The following is a 23,866-nucleotide window of genomic DNA, read 5'->3' on the forward strand; positions in this document are numbered from 1 at the left end:
GTGGAAGACATGGTTTCAGGCGCCACTCTCCGCGGCGCGGCTGCGGGCGGAATGACCCTCGACGAACTGTTCGGCACCGTCGAGCAGGAGTGGCAGGATCAGGCCCTGTGCGCTCAGACAGACCCGGAGGCGTTCTTCCCGGAGAAGGGCGGCTCCACTCGCGAGGCGAAGCGCATCTGCCAGGCATGCGCAGTGCGCGACGAATGCCTCGAGTACGCGCTCGAGCACGACGAGCGTTTCGGCATTTGGGGCGGTCTCTCCGACCGTGAGCGCCGCCGTCTGCGCAAGCAGATCGGCTAGACGGTGTTAGTGATCAGTACTGGAAACTCGGGTCGATATCCCGCGGATCCAGATTCAAATAGTGCGCGACTAGAGCGGTCAGAACCATCGTGAGTAGTTCTGACCGCTCTGTCGCATTTGTGCAGCGCTGCTCGATCGGCATGCGGAAGACCACGATGCGTGCGCGCGTCGGGTTTCCCGCGCGGTCCACGCCGGCCTGCAGCACGCGGCCCAGGGGGACGGGGCCGTCGGCGACAACCTCGTCCGGCATGATCATGTCGGAGCGCAGCCGCATGCGCGGAATCGTGTCCACGGCCAGGTCCACGCCGGTCAGGTAGTCGAAATAGCGGTTCTGCAGCGGCGCGTAGGCCTCCAGGACCGCCTGGTCGAAGTCCATGGAGCGGGAGCGGTAGCGCGGGACGGAGACCGGCATGAGCGGGCCGCGAACGCCGTGGCCGTGGCGGTCCCGCCGCACGGGCAGGCGCGCGGCTTCCGCCTTGGCCTCGAGGCGTGCGGGGTCTGCGCCGGGGTGAGTCATAGCTACCAATCTAGGACTGTGCCTGCGGCAGGCGAGTGCGGACGCGCCGCGTGGCGCATGCCCAAAACTTAAACCTTGGGTTTAGACTATGGCCCCGTGAGTACCTTCCGCCGTTGCAGTCGCCCCGGGTGTGGTCGCCCCGCCATCGCCACGCTCGTGTACGCGTACTCCGAAAAGACCGCCATTATCGGCCCGCTCGCCCCGTCGACAGACCCGCACGCGTGGGACCTGTGCCAGCGCCACTCCGAGCACATCACCGCCCCCGTGGGCTGGGAGATGGTGCGCATCGACAATATCGAGCTCTCCGACGAAGAGGAGATCACCGCCCTCGCCCAGGCCGTCAGCGAGGCCGGGCGCGTGACCACTGGCCTGGTGGACACCACGCAGGACCCGATCGAATTCGACACCGAGCGCGATTTCACCAACCCGGACACGTCCAACCACCCCGTTTACCGCACGAAGCGTGTCGGCGAGCGCCTCGCCGAGCACAAGGCCGCGCGCCGCGCGCACTTGACCGTCGTGCCCGACCCGGATGCGGACGCGGCCGGGGAAGCGGGTTCGAGCCAGGGATCTGCTGACTCCGGTAATTAGTCCCTGTGACTGCTCTGGGCATCGGCCCGTTTGAACCCGTTCGCGTTTAAGATCGGGGGACATGACTGAACAACCGTCGCAGCCCACGAACCAGACCCGCACCCGCTCCCGCGAGGACGTCGAAGCAGCCATCAAGGCCTACGACATCCGCGGTGTCGTCGAGCCGGCCGGCACAGCCACCGTCGACGAGGACTTCGTCTTCGATGCCGGTGCGGCTTTCGCGTCCATCCTGCGAGGGGAAGGGGAGACCACCCTGGCTGTCGGCCACGACATGCGCCCATCTTCCCCGGTTTTGGCCGCCGCATTCGGTCGCGGCGTCACCAGCCAGGGCATCGACGTCATCGAGCTCGGCCTGACGTCCACCGATGAGCTGTACTTCGCCGCCGGCGTCATCGGCTGTGCTGGCGCAATGTTCACCGCCTCCCACAACCCGGCGCAGTACAACGGCATCAAACTGTGCCGCACCGGCGCCACCCCGGTATCCCAGGATTCCGGCTTGGCCGAGATCACCGACATGCTCGTGGACGGCGTGCCCGCCTACGACGGCGAGCCCGGCGCGGTCAGCCAGCGCGACATCCTCAGCGAGTACGCGGACTTCCTGCGCACACTGGTGCCGGTGCCCGCGGAGAGGAGCCTCGTGGTCGCGGTCGACGCCGCCAACGGCATGGCCGGTCACACTGTTCCCGCGGTGCTGGGGTCCGAAGACAACCTGGACATCCGCCCGCTCTACTTCGAGCTCGACGGCACGTTCCCCAACCACGAGGCGAACCCGCTGGACCCGAAGAACTTGGTGGACCTGCAGGAGTTCGTCGTCACACAGAATGCGGACATCGGCCTGGCCTTCGATGGCGACGCGGACCGCTGCTTCGTCGTGGACGAGAAGGGTGAGCCGGTCTCCCCGTCCGCAATCACCGCGCTGGTGGCCGAGCGCACGCTCGAGGCTTCCCCGGGCGCGACGATCATCTACAACGCGATCACCTCGCAGGCCGTGCCGGAGCTGATCGAGGCCAAGGGCGGCACCCCCGTGCGCACCCGCGTGGGCCACTCCTACATCAAGGCCGAGATGGCCGATAAGGGCGCGCTGTTCGGCGGCGAGCACTCCGCGCACTACTACTTCGCCGAGTTCTTCAACGCCGATTCCGGCATGGTGGCGGCTCTTCACGTCCTCGCCGCGCTGGCGGAGCAGGACAAGCCGCTCTCGGAACTGATGGCCAGCTACAACCGCTACGCCGCCTCCGGCGAGATCAACTCCGAGGTCGCCGACCAGCAGGCCACGATGGACAAGGTCGTCGAGGCATTCGCCGACCGCACGGAGAATGTCGACCGCCTCGACGGCGTCACCGTCTCGCTGAAGGGCACGAAGGCGTGGTTCAACGTGCGCGCGTCCAACACAGAGCCGCTGCTGCGCCTCAATGTCGAGGCGGAGACCCAGGACGAGGTCGACGCCATCGTCGCCGACGTGCTGGGCATCATCCGCGGATAAGGTGCGAGGCATGGCCCCTGAGACGAATCCCGACCGGAGCTACTACGACCCCGCTGCGCACTACGACGTCGAGTCCGTCCGCTTCTTCGACGTCGCCCACGAAGGCGCCCACGTGCGTGCCCTCGCGCAGGCAGCCGAGATGCTCTCTGACCTGCGGGGCACCTCGCCGCGCAGTGTGGTCGTGCTCGTCACCGACGCCGTCTCCGAGGCCGCCGCGCAGTGCGCCGTGGCGCTCGTCGATTTCGGCCGCGCGCCGGTCATGGTCACCCGCGCCCTGCCCGAATTCGTCGGCGCGCTCGACGTCGTGATCGCGGTGGGCGACGCGCCCGACGCGGAGACCGTATCCCGCCAGATCAGCGCCGCAGCCGGCCGTGGTGCCGATGTCGTGCTCGCCGGTCCCACGGGCGGCCCGGTCGTGGAGGATGCCCCGCGCGGCGTCATCCTCCTGCCCGCGCCGCCCACAGCCGACGGCGCATCCCCGCTGCGCACCATCGCCGCGGTCGCTGCCGTGTGCGCCGCACTCACCGGGGCGCAAGCGCTAATCGACGGCCCCGCCGACGCCATCGACTTCGAGCTCCGCCAGCTCTCCCCGGAGCGCGACGTGTCCGTGAACGCGGCACGCCAGCTGCGCGAATTCGTCGAGGGCGCCCGCATCCTCCACACCGGCTACACCGAAACCGGCGCCGCAGTGGCCAGACTGATCGCGGCGCTGTGGTCCGCCCGCGGCCTGCCCAGCGGATTCGTCGGCCGCGAAGACCTAGCCGCGGCATTGGAGGCGGGCGCCGCTGACAGTGCCGGGGAATCCGCGGGTAACTCCGCTGGGGCCGCGGACGATATCTTCTATGACCCCTTCATCGACGGGCCGCCCGCCCAGGTTCCGGTGAAAACCATCGTCTGGGCGCAGCGCGAACCGCATCTGCTCGGGGCACGCGCGGAGTATGTCGCTGACGACGCCGTCGACGCAGACGGTGAAACAGCGGCGACTAGCGCAGTTGGTGCCGGGGACGAGTTCTCCGCGGCGCTGCGGCTGATCGTGCGTGGCCTGGCGGCCACCGCGATGCAGGTTTAGAAACCGCGACAGAAAAGCAGTAGGAGAAGAGGCGAACACACGTGGAGCTGCTCACCCCGGCGCTGCAAACGTACCCGTGGGGCTCGAGAACATTGCTGACTGAGATGCGCGGGGAGCCCTCCCCGTCGGCGACACCGGAAGCGGAACTGTGGTTCGGCTCCCACCCGGCCGCGCCCGCCACGATCGGGGGAGTGGGCCTCGACGAGGTCATCGCCGACGACCCGGCCGACCAGCTCGGCGCGCAGGTGCGCGGGCGCTACGGCGATTCACTGCCATTTCTGCTGAAGATCCTCGCGGCTGATTCGCCGTTGTCCATCCAGGCGCACCCGACCGCGGCGCAGGCGCGCGCCGGCTACGAGGGTGAGAACGCCGCCGGCATCGCGCTCGATGCGCCGGAGCGGAATTACAAGGATCCGAACCACAAACCCGAATTGCTCGTCGCGCTCACCCCGTTCCGCGCCCTTGCGGGCTTGCGCCCGGCGAAGCAGACGCTCGACTTCTTCGACTACCTCGACTGCCCGGAGCTCACCCGCTATTCGGCGATGCTCCACTCGGAGAACGAGGAGGAGGGCCTGCGCGCCCTGTTCACCACGTGGATCTCCCTGCCACGCCCGGCAAGGGTGGAGGTGATTGAGGGGGTGCGCGCGTGCGTCGATAAGCGTGCCTTCGATGGCGTCCCCGGCTGGATGCGCGAGGCTGGGCGGTGCTTTGTCGAGTTGGATGACGCCCACCCGGGCGATGTCGGTGTGCTGGCGTCGTTGCTGCTCAATTTCGTCGAGCTCGCGCCCGGCGAGGCGCTGTTTCTCGGTGCTGGGCGGCTGCACGCGTACCTGTCCGGAATGGCCGTGGAGATCATGGCCAACTCGGATAATGTGCTGCGCGGCGGGCTGACCACGAAGCATGTGGACGTGCCGGAACTGGTGCGCATCACGGATTTCTCCACGATGGCTGACCCGCGCGTGGACGCGGAGGCAGATGGCGGTGTGTGCGCATTCGATGTTCCCGCGCGCGATTTCCACCTCACCCGCTACGAGCTCGCCGCGGGAGACGGCTTCGACGCTGCCTCCGCCGGGCCCGCGATCGTGCTGTGCACGTCCGGTTCGGTCGACTGCGGCCCGCTGGAACTGAACCCCGGTATGGCCGCGTGGATTCCGGCGAGCGACCCCGATGCGCGGGTGAGCGCCGCAGGTGGTTCTGCTGGCGCGGACGTGTTCTACGCGCGGGTGGGGGAGTAGCCCGCGCTACAGCGCGGAGCTGCCGCCGGCCTACTCGGCGCCGTTGGTGTCGGCCGGAGCTTGCTGGACGCGGGTGGATGCGGAGAACGGGTCCTCCGGGCGCTTCTTCGGTGCGCCCTCTTCGTTGTCGGAGGTGATACCCAGGGCACCGGCGGCAGACTTGCCCGCGTTGATCGCCTTCTCGGCGGCATCGGATGCGATGTCTTCGCCGGCAGTCTGCGGCTCGGGCTGGTTCGGATTGTTCTCCGGCAAGCGGCCACCCTCCTCGACACCCGGAACGGGGCGCTGCGGTTCTCCCGGCTCCTCCGGCACGACCGTGGTGGGGCCGCCCGGCGTTGTGGTCGACGGGTTCGGGGACTCGCCCGGTTGCGTCGAGGGGCTGGCGCCACCCGGCTGCTGCGTCTGCTGCGGGGCAGTGGTGCGCGCCGTCGTCGGCTGCTGCGGGTTCTGCTGCTGCGGCGTTGTGGGGGCCGGCACCGCATTCGTCGGGCGGTAGTAGGAGGTTTCCACCGAGCCGCCGCGACCGCCGCCCAGGTTCGCATTCGGCGGAGCCAACGGGTCATTCACGCCGCCCGCGCCGGAGTTCGAGCCAACGTTGTCGGCCCCGCCCATATCAGTGTTCTCGTCCCCCTCGTCGTGCTCGTTGGGGGTGATATCGGTGGCGGGGCTCGGCTCCTCTTCCGTTTGTTGTTCGGAACTCGCATCGGCGGCGGCGACCGGCTGACCGGCGAGTTCCGTCTCCTGGCTATTCAGGCTCACGCCCGCGTCCGAGACCTTCCACACCAGCAGCCCCACGACGACGGCCAGCGTCAGGCCCGAAGCCAGGAAAATAGCGAAGCGGCGGTTGGTCAGTTCCATGTCCGTCCGTCTCCTTCCCGCCATGAGGTGGCTGATGAGCGCTCACGCACGATGTGCTGCGTTGTCTAGGTCCCGTTGCGAGTGTTCTGCGCTGTGCCCGATTCACCTAGTGGCACCGGCCACATAGCGCGCATAACAACTTGATAACAAGCTATCAATTAATTCCCCGGGAAGCTACCCCCAATTTCCAGCCCGGCGTGTCGCGCGTCCGCTGCCCGCCTGCCGCGAAGTGTCCGAAAGATGGTGGACATCCCGCCAGCGAGACAGTAGTAGTGGACCTTGAACTGACAGAACGACTGCACGGGACTAGCTGGAAGGGGCACGTCGTGAGCACGTGGGACATGGCCATCTTCAACGAGGATGCGAACGTCGATTTCCTCGACGACCTCGCGGACCTGGACTTCGACGAGACGGTGCAAGCCGTGCGCGACGCATGCCTTCTGGCGGGCGACAAAGACAACGCCACCGAAGAGGACATCCTCAACGGCCAGGCAGCGGCCACCATCGCGGCGATCTGGGCGGGGGCGCCGTTCAGCGCCGGGGACATCGCCGACACCTACCCTTTCCTGCGCGCGTCCTCGGTCGAACTCGACGAGAAGCTTATCGACGTAGCGGTGGCCATCCTGGAAGACGTCGACTCCGAGCAGGACGTCGACCAGTTCATCGAGGCTCTGTCCTAAGCGGCTTCGCACGGCTCCTAAGCTAGCAACGACAGTTCCGGCATTAGGCCGTTATTGTGATTGCCATAGCGCAACAACGCCCCGCGCGCATACCCGCACCCACACCTCAGCAAGGAGAGAAATACATGAACCAGGATCTCAGCCAGGACTTCAAGGTCGCCGATTTGTCCCTGCACGAGGCAGGCCGCAAGCAGATCGACCTGGCCGAGCACGAGATGCCGGGGCTGATGCAGCTGCGCCGCGAATACGCGGACGAGCAGCCGCTGGCCGGCGCACGCATCGCCGGAGCCATCCACATGACCACCCAGACGGCCGTGCTGATTGAGACCCTGACCGCCCTGGGTGCCGAGGTGCGCTGGGCGTCCTGCAATATCTTCTCCACCGAGGACCCGGCGGCAGCCGCCATCGTGGTGGGCAAGGACGGTACACCGGAGGACCCGAAGGGTGTGCCCGTCTTCGCGTGGAAGGGCGAGACGCTCGACGAGTACTGGTGGTGCATGAACCAGATCTTCAGCTGGGGCGAGGGTGTGTACCCCAACATGATTCTCGACGACGGCGGCGACGCCACCATGGCCGTGATCAAAGGTGCCGAATTCGAAAACGCTGGCGCTGTGCCGGCTGCCGCGGACACCGATTCCGACGAGCAGGTCGCCTTCTTCAACATGCTTCGAGAAACCCTGGCAGCCGAGCCGCAGAAGTGGACGACCACCGCCGAGTCCGTCCAGGGTGTCACCGAGGAGACCACCACCGGCGTCCACCGCCTCTACCACTTCGCCAACGAGGGCACGCTGCCGTTCCCGGCGATGAACGTCAACGACGCGGTGACCAAGTCCAAGTTCGACAACCGCTACGGCACCCGCCACTCCGTCATCGACGGCCTCAACCGCGGCACCGACATGCTCATCGGCGGCAAGAAGGCCCTCGTGTGCGGCTACGGCGACGTGGGCAAGGGCGTCGCAGAAGCACTCGACGGCCAGGGCGCGATCGTGTCCGTCACCGAGGCCGACCCGATCAATGCGCTGCAGGCGCTCATGGACGGCTACAAGGTGGTCACCGTCGACGAGGCGATCGCCGACGCCGACATCATCATCACCGCCACCGGCAACCTCGGCATCATCACCTTCGACGACATGCTCAAGATGAAGGACCACGCGGTGCTGGGCAATATCGGCCACTTCGACAACGAGATCGACATGGCCTCCCTGCTGCACCGCGAGGACGTCACCCGGATGAACATCAAGCCGCAGGTCGACCTGTTCACCCTGCCCAGCGGCAATTCCATCATTGTCCTGTCTGAGGGCCGCCTTTTGAACCTGGGCAACGCGACGGGACACCCGTCGTTCGTCATGTCCAACTCGTTCGCCGACCAGACCATCGCGCAGATCGAGCTGTTCACCAACAACGGCCAGTACGAGAACCAGGTGTACCGCCTGCCGAAGATCCTCGACGAGAAGGTCGCCCGCATCCATGTCGAAGCCCTCGGCGGCACGCTCACCGAGCTGACCAAGGAGCAGGCCGAGTACATCGGTGTCGACGTCGCCGGCCCGTTCAAGCCGGAGCACTACCGCTACTAACCTCGCAGAGCTCAGTTAGTAGCGAGGTGGAATGATGATCATCGCTTTAGAAGGCATTGACGGTGCCGGCAAGAACACCCTGGTCCAAAAGCTGATCCGGGAGCTCGCGGCCGCCGACGGGATCGACAGTGCGGCGACCATGTCGTTCCCGCGCTACGACGAGTCCCTCCACGCCCAGCTCGCGGCCGATGCGCTGCACGGGAAAATGGGCGACCTCACCGATTCCGCACACGGCATGGCCGTGATGTTCGCCCTCGACCGGTACGGGGTTGCGGGGGAGCTACGGCAGTGGGCGTCGTCGTCAAGCGATGTGCTCCTGCTCGACCGCTACGTCGCCTCGAATGCGGCGTACACGTCGGCGCGCACGGGGCGTATCGACGACCGCTCGTGGGTCGTCGAGCTCGAATTCGACCGCTTGGGGCTGCCCCGGCCGGACCTGCAGGTTCTCGTGGACACCGCGCCGGAGACCGCGCGCGAGCGCGCCGCGAAGCGTGAGACCTTCGACGTGTCCCGCACCCGCGACCGCTACGAGCGCGACACCGCTCTGCAAGACGCCACCTTCGCCGCCTATGTCGACATGGCTGAAAGCGGCTGGGAGGGTCCGTGGGTCCGCGCGAGCGAAACGGGGCCTATCATGCAAGCTATTGGTGCGCTTCCGCGCCCGACCGCGCGTTAAGGTATGCGGTAACGCAACGCAGCAAGGAGCTGAAGATGACGACAAAAATCCTCGTCGTGGACGACGACCCCGCCATCTCCGAGATGCTGACCATCGTGCTGGAGACGGAGGGCTTCGAAGCCAAGCCCGTCGTCGACGGCCTCGAGGCGATCCCCGCGTTCCGCAGCTACCAGCCGGACCTGATCTTGCTGGACCTCATGCTGCCGGGCATGAGTGGCGTGGACATCTGCAAGGAGATCCGCAAGGAATCCGCTGTGCCCATCGTCATGCTCACTGCCAAGACCGACACCGTCGACGTGGTGCTTGGCCTGGAATCCGGCGCGGACGACTACATCACCAAGCCGTTCAAACCCCGCGAGCTCGTCGCCCGCATCCGTGCGCGCCTGCGCCAGAACACCGAGGAAGCCACAGAGATCCTCGAGATCGGCGACCTGACTATCGATGTGCCGCAGCACATCGTCACCCGCGGCGACATGGAGATCAGCCTCACCCCGCTCGAATTCGACTTGCTCGTCGAGCTGGCCCGCAAACCCCACCAAGTGCACACCCGCGAGGAACTCCTCGAGTCCGTGTGGGGCTACCGCAACGCCTCCGACACCCGCCTGGTCAACGTGCACGTCCAGCGCCTGCGCTCCAAGATCGAGCACGACCCGGAGAACCCCGAGATCGTCCTCACCGTTCGCGGTGTGGGCTACAAGACTGGGCGTCCGGGGGTGTAACAGGCCCTGGCTACCAAACTGAAACGGGCCAGGGACAGCCTTGCCCAGCGGTGGCGGACCTCGCTGCAGGTCCGGTTCGTGGGCACGGTGCTCATCGTCTCCGCGATCGTCATGGGCTTGCTCGCGCTCGCCCTTGCGTCCGTGGTGACGCAGCGTCTCGTCGACCTGAAACTGGAAAACGCGGAATACGACCTCGAGCGCGTCCGCGGCACGGTGGAGGAGCAGCTCCGCAACACCGCCGCCACCGGCGCGTCCACGCAAGGCCGCCTGAACACCGCGCGTGCGGCGCTGGCTCAGCGCTCCCAGCAGGACCAGCCCGCCACCGGCGCGTATGAGCCGGTGCTCGTGGTACCGCAGAAAGACGGCGAGATCACCTCCCCGGAGGACTTCACGGTGCCGCAGCGGCTCACCGACTTCGTCTCCCAAGGCCAGGTGGCTTACCAGTTCAACCCAGTCAACAGCGGCGGGCGGATGTACGACGCCCTCATCATCGGCACACCCACCGACTCCGATATTCCGGGCCTGCAGCTCTACTTGGTCATGGACATGCAGTCGGAACGCCAGACGCTGGCGCTCATGCGCGGCCTGCTCGCCTCGGCCGGCATCGTGGTCGTGGTCCTGCTCGTCGGCATTGCGTGGCTGTCTTCGCAGCAGCTCGTCGCGCCCGTCAGGTCCGCGTCCCGCATTGCGGAGCGGCTCGCCGCCGGCCACCTGCGCGAGCGCATGGCCGTTGAGGGCGAGGACGAGATGGCGCGCTTGGCGCTGTCCTTCAACGACATGGCCGACAACCTGTCGTCCAAGATCACCCAGCTGGAGGAATACGGCGACCTGCAGCGGCAGTTCACCTCCGATGTCTCGCACGAGCTGCGCACGCCGCTGACCACCGTGCGCATGGCCGCCGACATGATCGCCGGCGACGAGGAGAACCTCGAGCCTCACACCCGCCGCGCGTCCCAGCTGATGATGCGCGAGCTCGACCGCTTCGAAGCGCTGCTTGCGGACCTGCTGGAAATTTCGCGTCACGACGCTGGCGTGGCCGACTTGTCCGCCGCCACCATCGACGCGCGCTCGCCGATCGAATCAGCCTGGGCCCAGACTTCTGTTCTGGCCGAGGAGCTCGATGTAGCTGTCGAGTTCGACGTGCCCGACGAACCGATGCAGATGGTCGGTGACCCGCGCCGCATCGAGCGCATCGTCCGCAACCTGCTGGCCAATGCTATCGACCACTCCGAGGGCAACCCGGTGGTCCTTGAATTGGCGGCCAACGACGAGGCTGTGGCCATCACCGTCACCGACGGCGGTGTCGGCCTGAAACCGGGGCAGGAGGAGCTGGTGTTCAACCGCTTCTGGCGCGCCGATTCATCCCGCAAGCGCCACTCCGGCGGCACCGGCCTTGGCCTGGCGATTGCCCGGGAGGACGCCCAGCTCCACTGCGGCACCCTGGACGCCGCTGGCACCGCCGGCGTCGGCTCCCAGTTCCGTCTCGTCCTTCCGCGCGACCCGGAGGCCGGGTTCACCGTAGCCCCGCTGGAGCTCCACGCCCCTGGCGCGCCCGCGGAAGAGGACACGCCTGAACTCGTGCGCACTCAGCGCGACCTGCCGTCGCTGCCTGCCGGTGATAACTCCGCGCCGTGCGCGGAGGTGGACGCATCCGAGTTCGCTATGCAAGCTGATGTCGATGCAGAGGCTGACGCTGAACCGGCGGAGTGCCCCGAGACCGGCAAGGAGCGTGATCAGTGATGCGTGCGCGTGAATCTGCGTGGGTGAGGGGAGTGCTGGGCGCGTGCTCGGCGGCGGCGCTGTTCACAGTGACAGCCTGCGCTACGCTGCCGACGAGCACCGAGCCGCATGTCCTCCACGCTTTCGAGGGCCGGCCGGACCCGCAGCTGGACATGGAACCCACCAAGGACGCCGAGCCCGATTTGCTGCTGCGCGAATTCTTCGCCGCCTCCGCGAACCCGTCGGGCCGGTACGAAGCCCCGCGCCGCTACCTGACTGGCCCGATGGCGCAGGCGTGGGAGCCGCACGAGGAAACCCTCGTCCTGGACACCTTCGAGCTCACCTCCCGGCCCATGACAGACCAGTCCAAACGGTCGTATGTGGTGCAAGGCCGCATCATCGGCAGGCTCGGCCCCGGCGGTGTGTTCCGGCCGGACAACCAGCAGTACGAAGCCACCATGGATCTCACCCAGGAAGACGGCCAGTGGCGGATAGCCGGCCTGCCCAACGACGTCGTGGTGGACCGGACCGAGCTGCGCAACCACTACGAGCCGAGCAACGTGTACTTCTACGACGCCACCGACCAGGCGCTCATCCCTGACCGCCGCTGGGTCTACGCCGCAGCCACGTCGAAGGAGGACGCGCTGCTCAACTTGTTGGTCGGCGGGCCGTCAGACACGATCGCCCCGGCCGTCAACAACGCTGTGGCCGACGATGTGGCCTACACCGGCTCCGCCGACGGCGTGTACCGCTTCACGGGCCTGGCCGAAGCGGAAGAGAAGACCCGCGCGCGTTTCGCCGCGCAGGTGGTATGGACCCTGTCCGCCGCCGGTGTGCCGGGGCCGTACCCGGTCACGCTCAACGGTGTGCCGGTGGTGGGGGAGAGCACCGAGCTGACCACCGACCAGTTCCGGGAACTGAACCCGATCAAGCCAATCGAAAGCGGTCCCGACCTGTACACGCTGAGCGACGGCAAGGTGAGCAGCGTGGACAATATTGCCGAGGGCGAAGAGCCCGATGTCGAGCCCGTCGCCGCCGTCAATTCGCTCGGCAGCGTGTCGTCCGTGGACATCGGCGACGAGGGTAATTTCGCCGCCGTGATCAATGTCAGCGAGAACGAGCAGGCGCTCGTCGCCGGTTCAGTCGACGGCGGCCACAAGGAAGTTCAGCGCGCCGGTAGCTTCACCCGTCCGACCCTGGAACCCGACCACGACGCCGCCTGGGTCGTCGCCGACGGCAAGGGCATCATCCGTGCCGAGCGCTCCGCCGCCACCGGCGAGGTGGACGTGAACAGTGTGCAGGTGGAACTGCCGGAGAACGTCGACGGTGAGATCACCTTCCTGCGCATGTCCGGCAGCGGCTCGCGCGTGGCCATGATCGTCGACGGCCATCTCATCGTCGGCGTGGTGGAGCGCCGCGAGAATGGCCAGCGGGCGGTGGTCAATACCGCGAAATACGCTGAGGTGGAGCTCGACGGCTCCGCCGTCAGCGTCGACTGGCAGCCGGATGGCTCATTGCTCGTGGGCACCTCCGCCAATCAGCGCCCGGTGGTCCGCGTCGAGCAGGACGGCTCCTCGCTCACCGCGCTCCCCTCCGGCAATGTCGGCGGTGCCGTCGTCGCTGTGGGCGCCACTGCGGACATGATGTACATCACCGACTCGAAGGTGCTCATGCGCATGCCGCTGCCCACCAAGGACTCGTTGAACTGGCGCGAGGTCCCCGGCCAGCAGGGCGTGCGCGCCGCTCCGGTGGTGCCGCGGCCGTGATCGGCGAGCTGCTCCTCCCGCGCCAGTGCGCCGGGTGCCGCGCACCCGGGTCTGCCCTGTGCCGGCGGTGCAAGGAGCAGCTGGCCACACCGCCGTTCCGCTCGAGCCCCAGTGTGGCGGTGCACGTGCCGGTCTTCGCTCTCGGCCCCTACGCCGACCCTCACCGCGGGGTGATTCTGGCGATGAAGGAGAAGAAGAACCTCGTTGTCCGGCGCCACGCCGGGGCTGTGGTCGCGGCGGCGCTGGACTACCTGGAAGCCCGCGGCGAGATCCCGCCCGGGGCACACCTCGTTCCCGCACCGACCCGGCCGAAGGCGGCCCGAGCCCGCGGCGGCGACCCGGTGGCCGCCGTCTGCTCGCATGCCGGGCGCAGCACGTACTCCGTGCTGCGCTTGGCGGACGACACCCCCGATCAGGGCGGGCTCGACGAGGCCGGCCGCAGGCGGAACCTGCAGGGAAAGGTGTCCATCTCCGCCGTCCCGCCCGGTCCCGTGGTCGTGGTGGACGACGTGGTCACGACGGGGGCGACGCTTCAAGCGAGCGTCGAAAAGCTTCTTGCCCGCGGCGGCGATGTGCGCGCGTGCCTGGTCCTCGCTGCCGCCTAAAACCTGCGTTACAGGCATGTGAATTCAGCGGAAAAAAGAGGTGGCGAACGGTATAATTCTAAGTAGAGCGAGCGATCGCGTTCGACGTGCCCTAGTAGAAGGAGGAAAGCAGATGACCTCTGCACACGAGAACAAGAACGAAGCCCTGAGCCCTTCCGCACAGGTGACCATCACGGGCCGCAACGTTGAAGTTCCGGAGCACTTCCAGGAGCGCGTGAACGGCAAGCTAGCCAAGATCGAGAAGCTCGATCCGACGCTGACCTTCTTCCACGTCGAGCTGCAGCACGAGCCGAACCCGCGCCGTGAGGCGCAGGCCAACCGCATCCAGATCACCGCGACCGGCAAGGGCCACCTCGCCCGCGCCGAGGCCAAGGAAGACAGCTTCTACGCCGCGCTCGAATCCGCGATCGGTAAGATGGAGCGCTCCCTGCGCAAGGTGAAGGTCCGCCGCGAGATCTCCATGGGTGGCCACCGCAAGCCGAAGTCCACCGGCGAGATCGCTGCCGAGCTCGCGGCTGAGGCGGAGCAGGCGCGTGCGCAGCAGGAGCAGGAAGCCGCGGCCGATCCGTACGCCGCGCAGATTGAGGACCAGCTGCCCGGCCAGGTCGTGCGAACCAAGGAGCACCCGGCCACCCCGATGAGCGTCGACGACGCACTGTCCGAGATGGAGCTGGTGGGCCACGACTTCTACCTGTTCATCAACTCCGAGACCTCCCGTCCGTCCGTGGTGTACCGCCGCCACGCGTACGACTACGGCTTGATCACCCTCGTGCCGGAGGAAGAGTCCGGCAATTAGATCGGGCTGACTGCCTGTAGTTACCTGCCCGTTTCCCCGCACCGGTTGCCGGGGGAGCGGGCAGTAGTGTTTTCACAGCTTTCTGCCAGGGCAACCGCACGCCTGAAAGTGGTCCGGAACATGCGCGTGCGTACAATGGCGCTTTGAATAACGAGCGGAGTTGTTGCGTTGACTAACACGCCTGGGCTCCTGCTCGCGCTAGATGTATCCAACCGGAAGAGGAAGACAACGTGTTCGGACTGTCCAAGCTGCTGCGCGCCGGCGAAGGCCGCACAGTCAAGCGCCTTTCCAAGATCGCGGACGACGTTCTCGCTCTGGAGGACGATTACGCCGCGTTGACTGACGAAGAGCTCAAGGCCAAGACCGGCGAGTTCAAGGAGGCGCTCGCGGACGGAAAGAGCATGGACGACATCCTCCTCGACGCATTCGCCACCGCGCGCGAGGCGTCTTGGCGCGTGCTCGGCCAGAAGCACTACAAGGTGCAGGTCATGGGTGGCGCCGCCCTGCACTTCGGCTCCGTCGCCGAGATGAAGACCGGTGAGGGCAAGACCTTGACCTCCGTTCTACCGGCCTACCTCAACGGTCTGGAGGGCAAGGGCGTCCACATCGTCACCGTGAACGATTACCTGGCCAAGCGCGACGCGGAGATGATGGGCCGTGTCCACCGCTTCCTGGGCCTCGAAGTCGGCGTAATCCTGTCCGAGATGCGCCCGCCGGAGCGCAAGCAGGCCTACGCCGCCGACATCACCTACGGCACGAACAACGAGCTGGGCTTCGACTACCTGCGCGACAACATGACAAAGTCTGTCGACGACATGGTGCAGCGCGGCCACAACTTCGCCATCGTGGACGAGGTCGACTCGATTCTCATCGACGAAGCGCGTACCCCGCTCATCATTTCGGGCCCCGTCGACGGTTCGAGCCAGTTCTACACCGTCTTCTCCCAGCTGGCCCCGCGCATGCGCGAGGGCATCCACTACGAGGTGGACCAGCGCAAGCGCACCGTCGGCGTCTCCGAGGAAGGCGTCGAATTCGTGGAGGACCAGCTCGGCATCGACAACCTCTACGCCCCGGAGAACTCCCAGCTGGTCAGCTACCTCAACAACGCTCTGAAGGCGAAGGAGCTCTTCGAGCGCGACAAGGACTACATCATCCGCAAGGGTGAGGTCCTCATCGTCGACTCGTTCACCGGCCGCATCCTGCCGGGCCGCCGCTACAACGAGGGCATGCACCAGGCCATCGAGGCTAAAGAGGGCGTGGAGATCAAGAACGAGAACCAGACCCTCGCCACGGTCACGCTGCAGAATTATTTCCGCCTCTACGACAAGCTGGCCGGCATGACCGGTACCGCCGAGACAGAAGCGGCGGAGCTCAACCAGATCTACAAGCTCGGCGTGGTGTCCATTCCGCCGAATAAGCCGAACATCCGCCAGGACAAGGACGACCTGATCTACAAGACTCAGGAAGCCAAGTTCGCCGCCGTCGCGGAAGACATCGCCGAGCACGTGGAAAACGGACAGCCGGTGCTCGTGGGCACCACGTCCGTTGAGCGCTCCGAGTACCTGTCCCAGCTGCTCGCCCGCAAGGGCATCAAGCACAACGTGCTCAACGCGAAGCAGCACGAGGAGGAGGGCCGCATCATCGCCGAGGCGGGCCTGCCGGGCAACGTCACCGTTTCCACCAACATGGCCGGACGTGGCACCGATATCGTGCTGGGTGGCAACCCGGAAGTCCTGCTGGACGCCAAGCTCAAGGAGCAGGGTCTCGACCCGTTTGAGGACGAAGAGGCGTACCAGCAAGCGTGGGACGAGCAGCTCCCGAAGGCGAAGGAGCGCTCGAAGGAGCTCGGAGACGAGGTGCGCGAGGCTGGCGGCCTGTACGTCCTCGGCACTGAGCGCCACGAGTCCCGCCGCATCGACAACCAGCTCCGCGGCCGCTCGGGCCGTCAGGGCGACCCGGGCGAGACCCGCTTCTACCTCTCCATGCGCGATGACCTGATGGTCCGCTTCGTGGGCGCGTCCATGGAGAACATGATGAACCGCCTCAACGTCCCGGACGACGTCCCGATCGAGGCAGGCATGGTCTCCCGCTCCATCAAGGGCGCGCAGTCCCAGGTGGAGAACCAGAACTTCGAGACCCGCAAGAACGTCCTCAAGTACGACGAGGTGCTCAACGAGCAGCGCAAGGTCGTCTACCGCGAGCGCCTGGAGATCCTGAAGTCCAAGGACATCAAGGACCAGATCCGCTCCATGATCGACGACACCATCGGCGCTTACGTCGACGGCGCGACCTTCGACGGCTACGTCGAGGACTGGGACTTAGACGAGCTGTGGAACGCGCTCGATTCCCTGTACGGGCCGAGCGTTACGCCGCAGGAGCTTATCGACGGCTCCGAGTACGGCTCCCCGGGCGAGCTCACCTCCTCCCAGCTGCGCCAGGCTGTGCTTGACGACGCCCACGCCTCCTACGACAAACTCGAGGACAACGTCATCTCCGTCGGCGGCGAAGACCAGATGCGCAATGTAGAGCGCATGGTGATCCTGCCGATCATCGACACCAAGTGGCGCGAGCACCTCTACGAGATGGACTACCTCAAAGAGGGCATCGGCCTACGTGCGATGGCCCAGCGTGATCCTCTGGTCGAGTACCAGAAGGAGGGCGGGGAGATGTTCAACGCCATGAACGACGGCGTGAAGGAAGAGACTGTCCGCCAGCTGTTCATGCTGCGCAAGCAGTTCGAGCAGCAGGACCAGCAACCGACGACCGAGCAGGCCTAAAGAGAGCTCACAGCACCCGGAAGGACTCCAGCCGGTCGGCGTTGATGCGCGCCACCCACGCGTAGCGCGCGCCCTGCGATTCGGCGGTGCCGAAGAATTCCTGGCCGCGCCGCCGGCTGGCAGACACAGTGACCAAACCGCGCTTCTGCATTCCGCCGATGCGCCGGGCCCGCAGATAGCTGCGCACGATCGGCGCGAACGTCCGTTTCTGCAGTGTCTGTATATCCCTGATGCCGAAGGCGGCGTCGAGCGCCACCCGGATCAACGGGTTGAACGGCGGGGACTCGCCTGAACTGCTGCCAGATCTCGCGGGTGTTGCCGCGCGCTGTTCTGTTCGCGGCAGCAGCACTTTCATGTGCGTGTAACCGGGGACGGGATAATACATTTTCGTGCCTCCTCAAGGTGGGGGCCGCGAGAAAGACGACGGTGGAATCGTCGTTGCGCGGCCGTTTCACCCCGGGGGCGGACGCGGCGTGGGCTAGGTAGTATTGTGCCAGGCTCCGGGCGCGGTGTCCGGACAAATGAGCCGCCTGATGCGCACTGAAGTAGACAATCGCTGGTGCTGTCATCAGGGCGGCGTCAATGAAACGACAGATCAAAGCGAAGGAACGGGGTCGTTGATGCAGGGTTTGATTGTGGATTACGTCGGTGTGCTCGACGTCGAGGGCGAGGACGTGAAGCGCTGGCAGGCGCTGCTCGCGGAGCTCAAGGCTAACGAGGTCAGCACCGCGATTCTCTCCAACGACCCAGGCGGCCCGGGTGCCGAGCCGATCCGCGAATGGGAATTCCGCGGCCACGTCGACGCTGTTGTTCTCTCCGGCGAGATCGGCGCGGAGAAGCCTGAGAAGGCGGCATTCCAGGCCGCTGCCGACGCGATCGGCGTGCCGCTGGAGGACTGCACCATGATCGACGACGACATTCTCAATGTCCGCGGCGCGGTCGAAGCCGGCCTGATCGGCATTCTCCACACCGCTTTCGACCGCACCGTGGTGGAGATTCAGTCCCTCTACGGCATCGAGGGCGAGTTCTAGTGCGCGTCTACATTCCCGCCACCTTCGCTATGCTCAAGGAGCTCGACGCGGACGGCGAAATCCACGCCCGCAGCGGCTGGGGCTTCGCGGCCACGCCCGCGCTGGTCGAGTTCTTCACCTCCGGCGACGAGGAGGAGATCGAGGCCGTCGCATTCGACGACGCCGCTCTGGCCTCCCTGCGCCTCTTGGCCATCGGCGACGAGCCGGATTTCCCGCACCGCCGCGTGGTCATCTCCGCCGACGTCGATGCCACACCCCAGCCCGATATGGGCGAATCTGTGGTCAAGCTGTCCGAGGCGATCACACGCGAGGATGTCGCCGCCATCCACGTCGACATCGCGGCCGCTGAGGAAGCCACGAAGAAAGCCACAGAGCTTATCGACGCCGCCGATCTCGGCGACCAAGACGCCGAACTCGCCGTGGGCGACGCACAGGACAATTACCTGGCGTTCTACCACCCGGACGAGCTGCCCTTCCTCGTCGAGCTGCTCTAGCCTCGCGCTGCTAGTCGTACGTCAGTCGTACGTCGTCTCGTTGATCCGCAGCGCCACCAGTAGGCGTCGCACAGCCTGGACGCGCCGCCCGATGACGGAGTTCGAATCGAAATCGTCCCACGCGCATTCCGGGTCCGCCGGGGGGCCGGCGTGCGTGCACCCGCGCGGGCAGCGTTCCGCCGCCTCGGCGAGATCCGGGAACGGCGCGATCACCTCGTCGGGCGAGACGTGCGCCAGCCCGAAGGACCTGATACCGGGGGTGTCGATGATCCAGCCGTGCCCGCCCGGCAATTCCAGCGCCACCGACTGAGTGGACGTGTGGCGTCCCTTGCCCACGCCGGAGACTTCTCCCGTCTCGCGGTTGGCGTCTGGGACGATGCGGTTGACCAGCGTCGACTTTCCCACACCGGAGTGGCCGATCAGGGCGGACAAGCGGCCGTCGATACGCTCTAGCAACGCCGCAATGTCGTCGTCGATGCCCGTGCGCAGGACCTCCACGTCGAGGTCGGCGAGCTCCTTCTCGAACTCGCCCGGGTCCGCCAGATCCGACTTGGTCAAGCAGACCACGGGGGTGACGCCGCCGACGAACGCGGCGACGAGCGCGCGCTCGACGAAGCCCGTTCGCGGCGGGGGATCGGCCACCGCGCAGACGATGAGGAGGACCTCCGCGTTCGCGACCACGATGCGCTCGTACGGGTCCGTGTCGTCGGCGGTGCGCCGTAGTTCGGAGGTGCGTTCTTCGCGCTTGACGATGCGCGCGAGCGTATCTTTCACCCCGCTGGTGTCGCCCACGACGCCGACGCGGTCGCCGACCTCGATCGAGGTGCGGCCCAGCTCCCGTGCGCGCATGCACACCACGCGCGTGCCGTCTTCTAACACCACGCCCCAGCGGCCGCGGTCCTTCGTGATCACCAGGCCGACGACGGCGTCCTTGTGTTTCGGTCGGTCCTTCGACCGCGGGCGCGACCCCTTGCCGGGGCGGACTTTCACATCCGATTCGTCGTAGCTGGAGAAGTCCCGTCCGCCGCGCCTAGCCATTGAGCATGTCCGCCCACATCGTCTCAAAGCCCGGCAGCGTCTTCGACGTCGTGCCGATGTCTTCGACCTGAACGCCCTCGGTGGTCAGGCCGATGATCGCGCCGGCGGTGGCCATGCGGTGGTCGGCATAGGAATGCCAGGTTCCGCCGTGCAGGTCAGCGGGGGTGATGCGCAGGCCGTCATCAAGCTCCTCACATGTGCCGCCGAGCGCTGTGATCTCAGCGCTCAGCGCGGCCAGGCGGTCCGTCTCGTGCCCGCGCAGGTGCGCGATACCTGTCAGCTCGCTCGGCGTGGACGCCTGCGTGGCCAGCGCCGCTACCGTCGGGGTGAGCTCGCCGATATCGCCCATGTCTAATTCGATGCCCTGCAGCTCGCCGGGCTCGGGGCCCGTAACAGTGAGCGTGTTGTCTTGGCCGTAGCGCTCCAGGCGGACGTGGGCGCCCATGCGCTCGAGGATGCCGCGGATCGCGTCGCCCGCCTGGGTCGTGGTGCCCGGCCAGCGCGGCACGCTCACCGTTCCACCCGTCACCGCGGCGGCGGCGAGGAACGGCGTCGCGTTGGACAGGTCCGGCTCGATCACCCAGGTACCGCCCGTGATCGGGCCCGGGTGCACGATCCACTCGGTCAGGTGTGTTTCGACCTTAACGCCCGCGGCGCGCACCATCTCCACGGTCATCTCGATGTGCGGCGTCGACGGCACACGGTCGCCGGTGTGCACGATGTGGAGGCCCTCGTCGAAACGCGCCCCCGCGAGGAGGAGAGCCGAGACGAACTGCGAGCTTTTCGACGCATCCATCTCGATCCGCCCGCCCTTCGCCAAACCTGTGCCGCGGACCGTGAACGGCAGGGCGTCGCCCTCGACGTCCACGCCCGCGTCGCGCAGCGCGTCCAGCACTGTTTGGACCGGGCGGGCTCGCGCCTGCTCGTCGCCGTCGACACGCACGTCGCCGTTCGCGAACGCCGCGACCGCCGGGATGAAGCGCATGACCGTGCCGGCCAGCCCGCAGTCGACCGTGCCGCCCGTGAGCTGCCCCGGGGTGGCGGTGAGCGTGTCGCCGTCGACCGCGAATTCCACGCCCATCGCCTCCAGCGCGCCCTGCATCAAGTCCGTGTCGCGGGAGCGCAACGCGCCCACGAGCGTGCTCGACTCGCTCGCAAGAGCCGCGAGAACGTACGCGCGGTTGGTGATGGATTTCGAGCCGGGCACCACGACAGTGCTGGTGAACGGCTCGGGGTGGAACGGCGCTGGCCACAATTGCGTCATGCGGGCCATCCTACCGAGCCGCCCGCGGGCATAATGGGATGGCATGTGCGGACGTTTCGTTCTCTTCACCACAGGCGACGACCTGATCAGCGCCGTCGGCACCCTGCCCGGCGTCACCGAAGTCGCAGCGCCCGACGGCACCCCGCCGGCGCGCTACAACATCGGGCCCACACAGCAGGTCCCGCTCATCCGCTTCGACGGCACAGAAGCGCTTATCGACGCCGCCCGCTGGGGCCTCCTGCCCACCTGGAAGAAGGACGAGAACGGACCGCCCCTATTCAACGCCCGCGGAGAGACCGTCGCCGAGAAGCCCTCCTTCCGCTCCGCCTTCAAATCGCGCCGCGGACTGATGGTGCTCGACGGATACTACGAGTGGAAAGCTGACGCCGACACGAAGACTGGGAAGCAGCCGTATTTCGTGCGCCCCGAAGACGGCCTGCTCTACGCGGCCGCGCTGTGGGAGACCGGCCTGGACAAGCTATCCACCACGATGGTCACCACCGACGCCGCCGACAATATGGCGTGGCTGCACCACCGCCTCCCGCTCTTCCTCCGCGAGGACGAGATCGACCAGTGGGTGCACGGTTCGCCCGAGGAAGCCCTCGAATTAGTCCACCCGTCCCGCGTCGCCGAGAATCTCGAGTGGCGCCCCGCCGCTTCAGAAGTGGGCAATATCCGCAACGAGTACGCGGAACTTATCGGCGACGGCTCGTTCAGCACCGACCCGGTGGAGTAGCAGCCTCAGCCTAATCAGCCGCGATATCTACGAATTCCGCGCCGCTCAGCTCCGCGAGATCCGCCGGCGACATCGCGATCGACAGGCCGCGCTGGCCCGCCGAGACGGTGATGGTCTGGGCACCGCGGACAGAGGCGTCGATAAGCGTGCTCAATTTTTGTTTCGTGCCCAGCGGCGAGATGCCGCCCACGATGTACCCGGTGAGGCGCTGCGCGACCTTCGGGTCCGCCATTTCCGCGTTCTTCCAGCCCAGCGCTTTGGCCGCGTGCTTGAGCGACAGGTGCCCGGCGACCGGCACGCAGCAGACTGCGTACTCGCGCTCGTGGTGGATGACCAGCGTCTTGAGCGTCCTCGCGGCATCGAGGCCCAGCTCCTCCACGGCGTGCTCGCCGAAATGGTCCGTGCCCGCGGCGTAGGTGAGAACCTCGTGGTCCACGCCCGCTTTCTGCACTACTTCCAACGCGTGAGTCTTCGCTGCCATAGGCTCCAGCCTAGTTGTCGCGCATGGCCGCTAGAATGGCACCCATGGCTGGAAACGATCTCGAACAGCGCTTCACCGAGGAGGCGATGCCGCTGCTGGACCAGCTCTACGGTGGCGCGCTGCGCATGACGCGCAACCCGCAAGACGCTGAAGACCTGGTGCAGGAGACCTACCTCAAAGCCTTCAAGGCGTTCGACTCCTTCAAAGAAGGAACGAACCTCAAAGCGTGGCTGTACCGGATCATGACGAACACATACATCAATTCGTACCGGAAGAAACAGCGCCGGCCGCTGGAAACCTCCGCCGAGGACGTCACCGACCGGCAGCTGTACACCACCAGCTCCCACGACTCGACCGGCCTGCAATCCGCCGAAGTCGAAGCACTGAAGAACCTGCCCGACACGCAGATCGCCGAAGCGATGAACTCGCTCAACGACGACTACCGCATGGTCGTTTACTACGCCGATGTCGAAGGGCTGGCCTACAAAGAGATCGCCGAAGTCATGGACGTTCCCTTAGGCACCGTCATGTCGCGGCTGCACCGTGGAAGAAAACAGCTGCGCGAGTTGTTGAAAGATGTGGCTAACGAACAAGGCATTGGTCTGGAGGAGCAGAAATAATGGGCGACTGCAATATCGAACCGGTACGCGCACACGCGCTACTCTGCGAATACTTCGACCCCGACACCCCTTCCGGGCGGGTGGCCGAGATCCGCGAGATCATCCAGACCTGCCCCGAGAGCTTCGCCTGGCTCAAATCCGAGACTGAGATCCGCCAGATCGTCCGCCGCTGCAACTGCCAGGACCAGGCGCCCGAGGGGCTGCGTCAGCGGATCGTGCAGTCCATTTCCATTAGCTACACGCGGTACGAGTAGCTGTGGGCTGGCTTCCGCCATCTTCGTGGAAGCCGGAATAGCGAAACTCCCTTCCACCGAATCTAACGGTGGAAGGGAGTTTCTGTGCGTTTCAACTCTTTAGGAGTTAGGACGCTTGCCGCGGTTAGCGCTCTTCTTGCGGCGGTCCTTGCGCTTACGACCACGCTTGCTCATAACGACCTCCTTGGGCCAAAGATACGGTACTGATCTAACTGTTAGTCCACTTTATCGGGCACCGGCCCGGCAACGGTAATTGGTCCGCTTTTGGGGCCGGTTCGTGCGTGGCTTACGCGGAGACGCGCTGGCGGTTGCGCTGCTTGTTGCGGCGCTTGAGGGCGCGGCGCTCCTCCTCGGACAGGCCGCCCCAGACGCCGGCGTCCTGGCCGGTCTCCAGAGCCCACTTCAGGCACTGGGAGGTGACGGGGCAGCGGTGGCACACAAGCTTGGCCTGTGCGATCTGGGACAGTGCGGGGCCGGAGTTACCGACCGGGAAGAACAGTTCGGGGTCTTCGTCGCGGCAAATTGCTTCGTGGCGCCAATCCATGGTGATCAGTCTCCTTCTAGGTCTTCAGGTAGTGCGTCG

The 23,866-nt window shown here is 66.4% G+C and carries 27 protein-coding genes; 19 read left to right on the forward strand and 8 right to left on the reverse strand.

Going from position 1 to position 23,866, the window contains the following annotated elements:
- Nucleotides 1-9: 9 nt before the first annotated feature.
- The gene (locus CAPP_RS02445; RefSeq protein ID WP_282597884.1) at nucleotides 10-300 is read left to right on the forward strand and encodes a WhiB family transcriptional regulator; all 291 of its coding nucleotides are present in this window, start codon (nucleotides 10-12) and stop codon (nucleotides 298-300) included.
- Nucleotides 301-313: 13 nt separating this feature from the next.
- Here CAPP_RS02445 and CAPP_RS02450 read toward each other — a convergent pair whose 3' ends face one another.
- Entirely contained in the window at nucleotides 314-712 is a 399-nt protein-coding gene (locus CAPP_RS02450) for a metallopeptidase family protein (protein WP_234958977.1), read from the reverse strand.
- Between the two features lie 201 nt (nucleotides 713-913).
- On the opposite strand from CAPP_RS02450, the gene CAPP_RS02455 reads away from it, so the two are divergent.
- The 4 genes from CAPP_RS02455 (at nucleotide 914) to manA (ending at nucleotide 5,195) form a co-directional block, all read left to right on the forward strand.
- Entirely contained in the window at nucleotides 914-1,408 is a 495-nt protein-coding gene (locus CAPP_RS02455) for a DUF3499 domain-containing protein (protein WP_076599792.1), read from the forward strand.
- A gap of 61 nt (nucleotides 1,409-1,469) precedes the next feature.
- Entirely contained in the window at nucleotides 1,470-2,891 is a 1,422-nt protein-coding gene (locus tag CAPP_RS02460; RefSeq protein ID WP_076599793.1) for a phosphomannomutase/phosphoglucomutase, read from the forward strand.
- A gap of 10 nt (nucleotides 2,892-2,901) precedes the next feature.
- Entirely contained in the window at nucleotides 2,902-3,960 is a 1,059-nt protein-coding gene (locus tag CAPP_RS02465; RefSeq protein WP_076599794.1) for a hypothetical protein, read from the forward strand.
- A 41-nt stretch (nucleotides 3,961-4,001) separates the two neighbouring features.
- Entirely contained in the window at nucleotides 4,002-5,195 is a 1,194-nt protein-coding gene (gene manA / locus CAPP_RS02470; RefSeq protein ID WP_076599795.1) for a mannose-6-phosphate isomerase, class I, read from the forward strand.
- A 30-nt stretch (nucleotides 5,196-5,225) separates the two neighbouring features.
- Here the strand turns inward: manA and CAPP_RS02475 are convergent, their stop codons facing one another.
- Nucleotides 5,226-6,053 carry a hypothetical protein gene (locus CAPP_RS02475; RefSeq protein WP_076599796.1) on the reverse strand — a complete coding sequence of 276 codons (828 nt, stop codon included), beginning with the start codon at nucleotides 6,051-6,053 and terminating at the stop codon, nucleotides 5,226-5,228.
- Nucleotides 6,054-6,379: 326 nt separating this feature from the next.
- Between CAPP_RS02475 and CAPP_RS02480 the strand changes: the two genes are divergently transcribed.
- From CAPP_RS02480 to secA, 9 genes are all read left to right on the forward strand, one after another.
- On the forward strand, nucleotides 6,380-6,733 hold the full coding sequence (locus CAPP_RS02480) for a DUF4259 domain-containing protein (RefSeq protein WP_076599797.1): 354 nt from the start codon (nucleotides 6,380-6,382) through the stop codon (nucleotides 6,731-6,733).
- Between the two features lie 125 nt (nucleotides 6,734-6,858).
- Nucleotides 6,859-8,307: an adenosylhomocysteinase gene (gene ahcY / locus CAPP_RS02485; RefSeq protein ID WP_076599798.1), complete on the forward strand. Its 1,449-nt coding sequence runs from the start codon at nucleotides 6,859-6,861 to the stop codon at nucleotides 8,305-8,307.
- A 34-nt stretch (nucleotides 8,308-8,341) separates the two neighbouring features.
- Nucleotides 8,342-8,983, forward strand: a complete 642-nt coding sequence (locus CAPP_RS02490) for a dTMP kinase (RefSeq protein ID WP_076599827.1) — start codon at nucleotides 8,342-8,344, stop codon at nucleotides 8,981-8,983.
- A gap of 35 nt (nucleotides 8,984-9,018) precedes the next feature.
- Entirely contained in the window at nucleotides 9,019-9,702 is a 684-nt protein-coding gene (gene mtrA / locus CAPP_RS02495; protein ID WP_076599799.1) for an MtrAB system response regulator MtrA, read from the forward strand.
- A gap of 63 nt (nucleotides 9,703-9,765) precedes the next feature.
- Nucleotides 9,766-11,442 (forward strand): MtrAB system histidine kinase MtrB, encoded by a 1,677-nt coding sequence (gene mtrB / locus CAPP_RS02500; RefSeq protein WP_290173262.1) that lies wholly within the window; start codon nucleotides 9,766-9,768, stop codon nucleotides 11,440-11,442.
- Entirely contained in the window at nucleotides 11,442-13,187 is a 1,746-nt protein-coding gene (locus CAPP_RS02505; protein WP_076599800.1) for an LpqB family beta-propeller domain-containing protein, read from the forward strand. Before mtrB ends, CAPP_RS02505 begins: the two co-directional genes overlap by 1 nt.
- A complete protein-coding gene (locus tag CAPP_RS02510; protein ID WP_076599801.1) occupies nucleotides 13,184-13,792 on the forward strand; it encodes a ComF family protein in 609 nt (202 codons plus the stop codon). The genes CAPP_RS02505 and CAPP_RS02510 overlap by 4 nt, the downstream gene beginning before the upstream one ends.
- A gap of 112 nt (nucleotides 13,793-13,904) precedes the next feature.
- Nucleotides 13,905-14,588, forward strand: a complete 684-nt coding sequence (hpf, locus tag CAPP_RS02515) for a ribosome hibernation-promoting factor, HPF/YfiA family (protein WP_076599802.1) — start codon at nucleotides 13,905-13,907, stop codon at nucleotides 14,586-14,588.
- A 230-nt stretch (nucleotides 14,589-14,818) separates the two neighbouring features.
- Nucleotides 14,819-17,365: a preprotein translocase subunit SecA gene (gene secA / locus CAPP_RS02520; RefSeq protein ID WP_076599803.1), complete on the forward strand. Its 2,547-nt coding sequence runs from the start codon at nucleotides 14,819-14,821 to the stop codon at nucleotides 17,363-17,365.
- Nucleotides 17,366-17,372: 7 nt separating this feature from the next.
- Here the strand turns inward: secA and CAPP_RS02525 are convergent, their stop codons facing one another.
- A complete protein-coding gene (locus CAPP_RS02525) occupies nucleotides 17,373-17,750 on the reverse strand; it encodes a hypothetical protein (RefSeq protein WP_076599804.1) in 378 nt (125 codons plus the stop codon).
- A 235-nt stretch (nucleotides 17,751-17,985) separates the two neighbouring features.
- On the opposite strand from CAPP_RS02525, the gene CAPP_RS02530 reads away from it, so the two are divergent.
- Together CAPP_RS02530 and CAPP_RS02535 are read left to right on the forward strand one after the other, a co-directional pair.
- Entirely contained in the window at nucleotides 17,986-18,396 is a 411-nt protein-coding gene (locus CAPP_RS02530; RefSeq protein WP_076599805.1) for an HAD family hydrolase, read from the forward strand.
- Complete coding sequence (locus tag CAPP_RS02535) at nucleotides 18,396-18,890, forward strand: DUF6912 family protein (RefSeq protein ID WP_200803300.1); 495 nt, start codon at nucleotides 18,396-18,398, stop codon at nucleotides 18,888-18,890. The genes CAPP_RS02530 and CAPP_RS02535 overlap by 1 nt, the downstream gene beginning before the upstream one ends.
- A 21-nt stretch (nucleotides 18,891-18,911) precedes the next feature.
- On the opposite strand, the gene rsgA is transcribed toward CAPP_RS02535, so the two are convergent.
- Entirely contained in the window at nucleotides 18,912-19,928 is a 1,017-nt protein-coding gene (rsgA, locus tag CAPP_RS02540; RefSeq protein WP_076599806.1) for a ribosome small subunit-dependent GTPase A, read from the reverse strand.
- Nucleotides 19,921-21,192 (reverse strand): 3-phosphoshikimate 1-carboxyvinyltransferase, encoded by a 1,272-nt coding sequence (aroA, locus tag CAPP_RS02545; RefSeq protein WP_076599807.1) that lies wholly within the window; start codon nucleotides 21,190-21,192, stop codon nucleotides 19,921-19,923. Before aroA ends, rsgA begins: the two co-directional genes overlap by 8 nt.
- A gap of 43 nt (nucleotides 21,193-21,235) precedes the next feature.
- On the opposite strand from aroA, the gene CAPP_RS02550 reads away from it, so the two are divergent.
- Nucleotides 21,236-21,928, forward strand: a complete 693-nt coding sequence (locus CAPP_RS02550) for an SOS response-associated peptidase (protein WP_076599808.1) — start codon at nucleotides 21,236-21,238, stop codon at nucleotides 21,926-21,928.
- A 10-nt stretch (nucleotides 21,929-21,938) separates the two neighbouring features.
- Here the strand turns inward: CAPP_RS02550 and ybaK are convergent, their stop codons facing one another.
- Nucleotides 21,939-22,409, reverse strand: a complete 471-nt coding sequence (gene ybaK / locus CAPP_RS02555) for a Cys-tRNA(Pro) deacylase (protein ID WP_076599809.1) — start codon at nucleotides 22,407-22,409, stop codon at nucleotides 21,939-21,941.
- Between the two features lie 44 nt (nucleotides 22,410-22,453).
- On the opposite strand from ybaK, the gene CAPP_RS02560 reads away from it, so the two are divergent.
- Both CAPP_RS02560 and CAPP_RS02565 read left to right on the forward strand, forming a co-directional pair.
- Nucleotides 22,454-23,029, forward strand: coding sequence for a sigma-70 family RNA polymerase sigma factor (locus CAPP_RS02560; RefSeq protein WP_200803301.1), 576 nt, complete (start codon nucleotides 22,454-22,456; stop codon nucleotides 23,027-23,029).
- Nucleotides 23,029-23,283, forward strand: a complete 255-nt coding sequence (locus CAPP_RS02565; RefSeq protein ID WP_076599811.1) for a hypothetical protein — start codon at nucleotides 23,029-23,031, stop codon at nucleotides 23,281-23,283. The genes CAPP_RS02560 and CAPP_RS02565 overlap by 1 nt, the downstream gene beginning before the upstream one ends.
- A gap of 99 nt (nucleotides 23,284-23,382) precedes the next feature.
- Here CAPP_RS02565 and CAPP_RS11270 read toward each other — a convergent pair whose 3' ends face one another.
- Entirely contained in the window at nucleotides 23,383-23,457 is a 75-nt protein-coding gene (locus tag CAPP_RS11270; protein WP_095066802.1) for a 50S ribosomal protein bL37, read from the reverse strand.
- A 112-nt stretch (nucleotides 23,458-23,569) separates the two neighbouring features.
- Nucleotides 23,570-23,827, reverse strand: coding sequence for a WhiB family transcriptional regulator (locus tag CAPP_RS02570; RefSeq protein WP_076599812.1), 258 nt, complete (start codon nucleotides 23,825-23,827; stop codon nucleotides 23,570-23,572).
- Nucleotides 23,828-23,866: the final 39 nt, after the last annotated feature.

Origin of the sequence: Corynebacterium appendicis CIP 107643 (assembly GCF_030408415.1) — a bacterium.
GTDB lineage: Bacteria > Actinomycetota > Actinomycetes > Mycobacteriales > Mycobacteriaceae > Corynebacterium > Corynebacterium appendicis.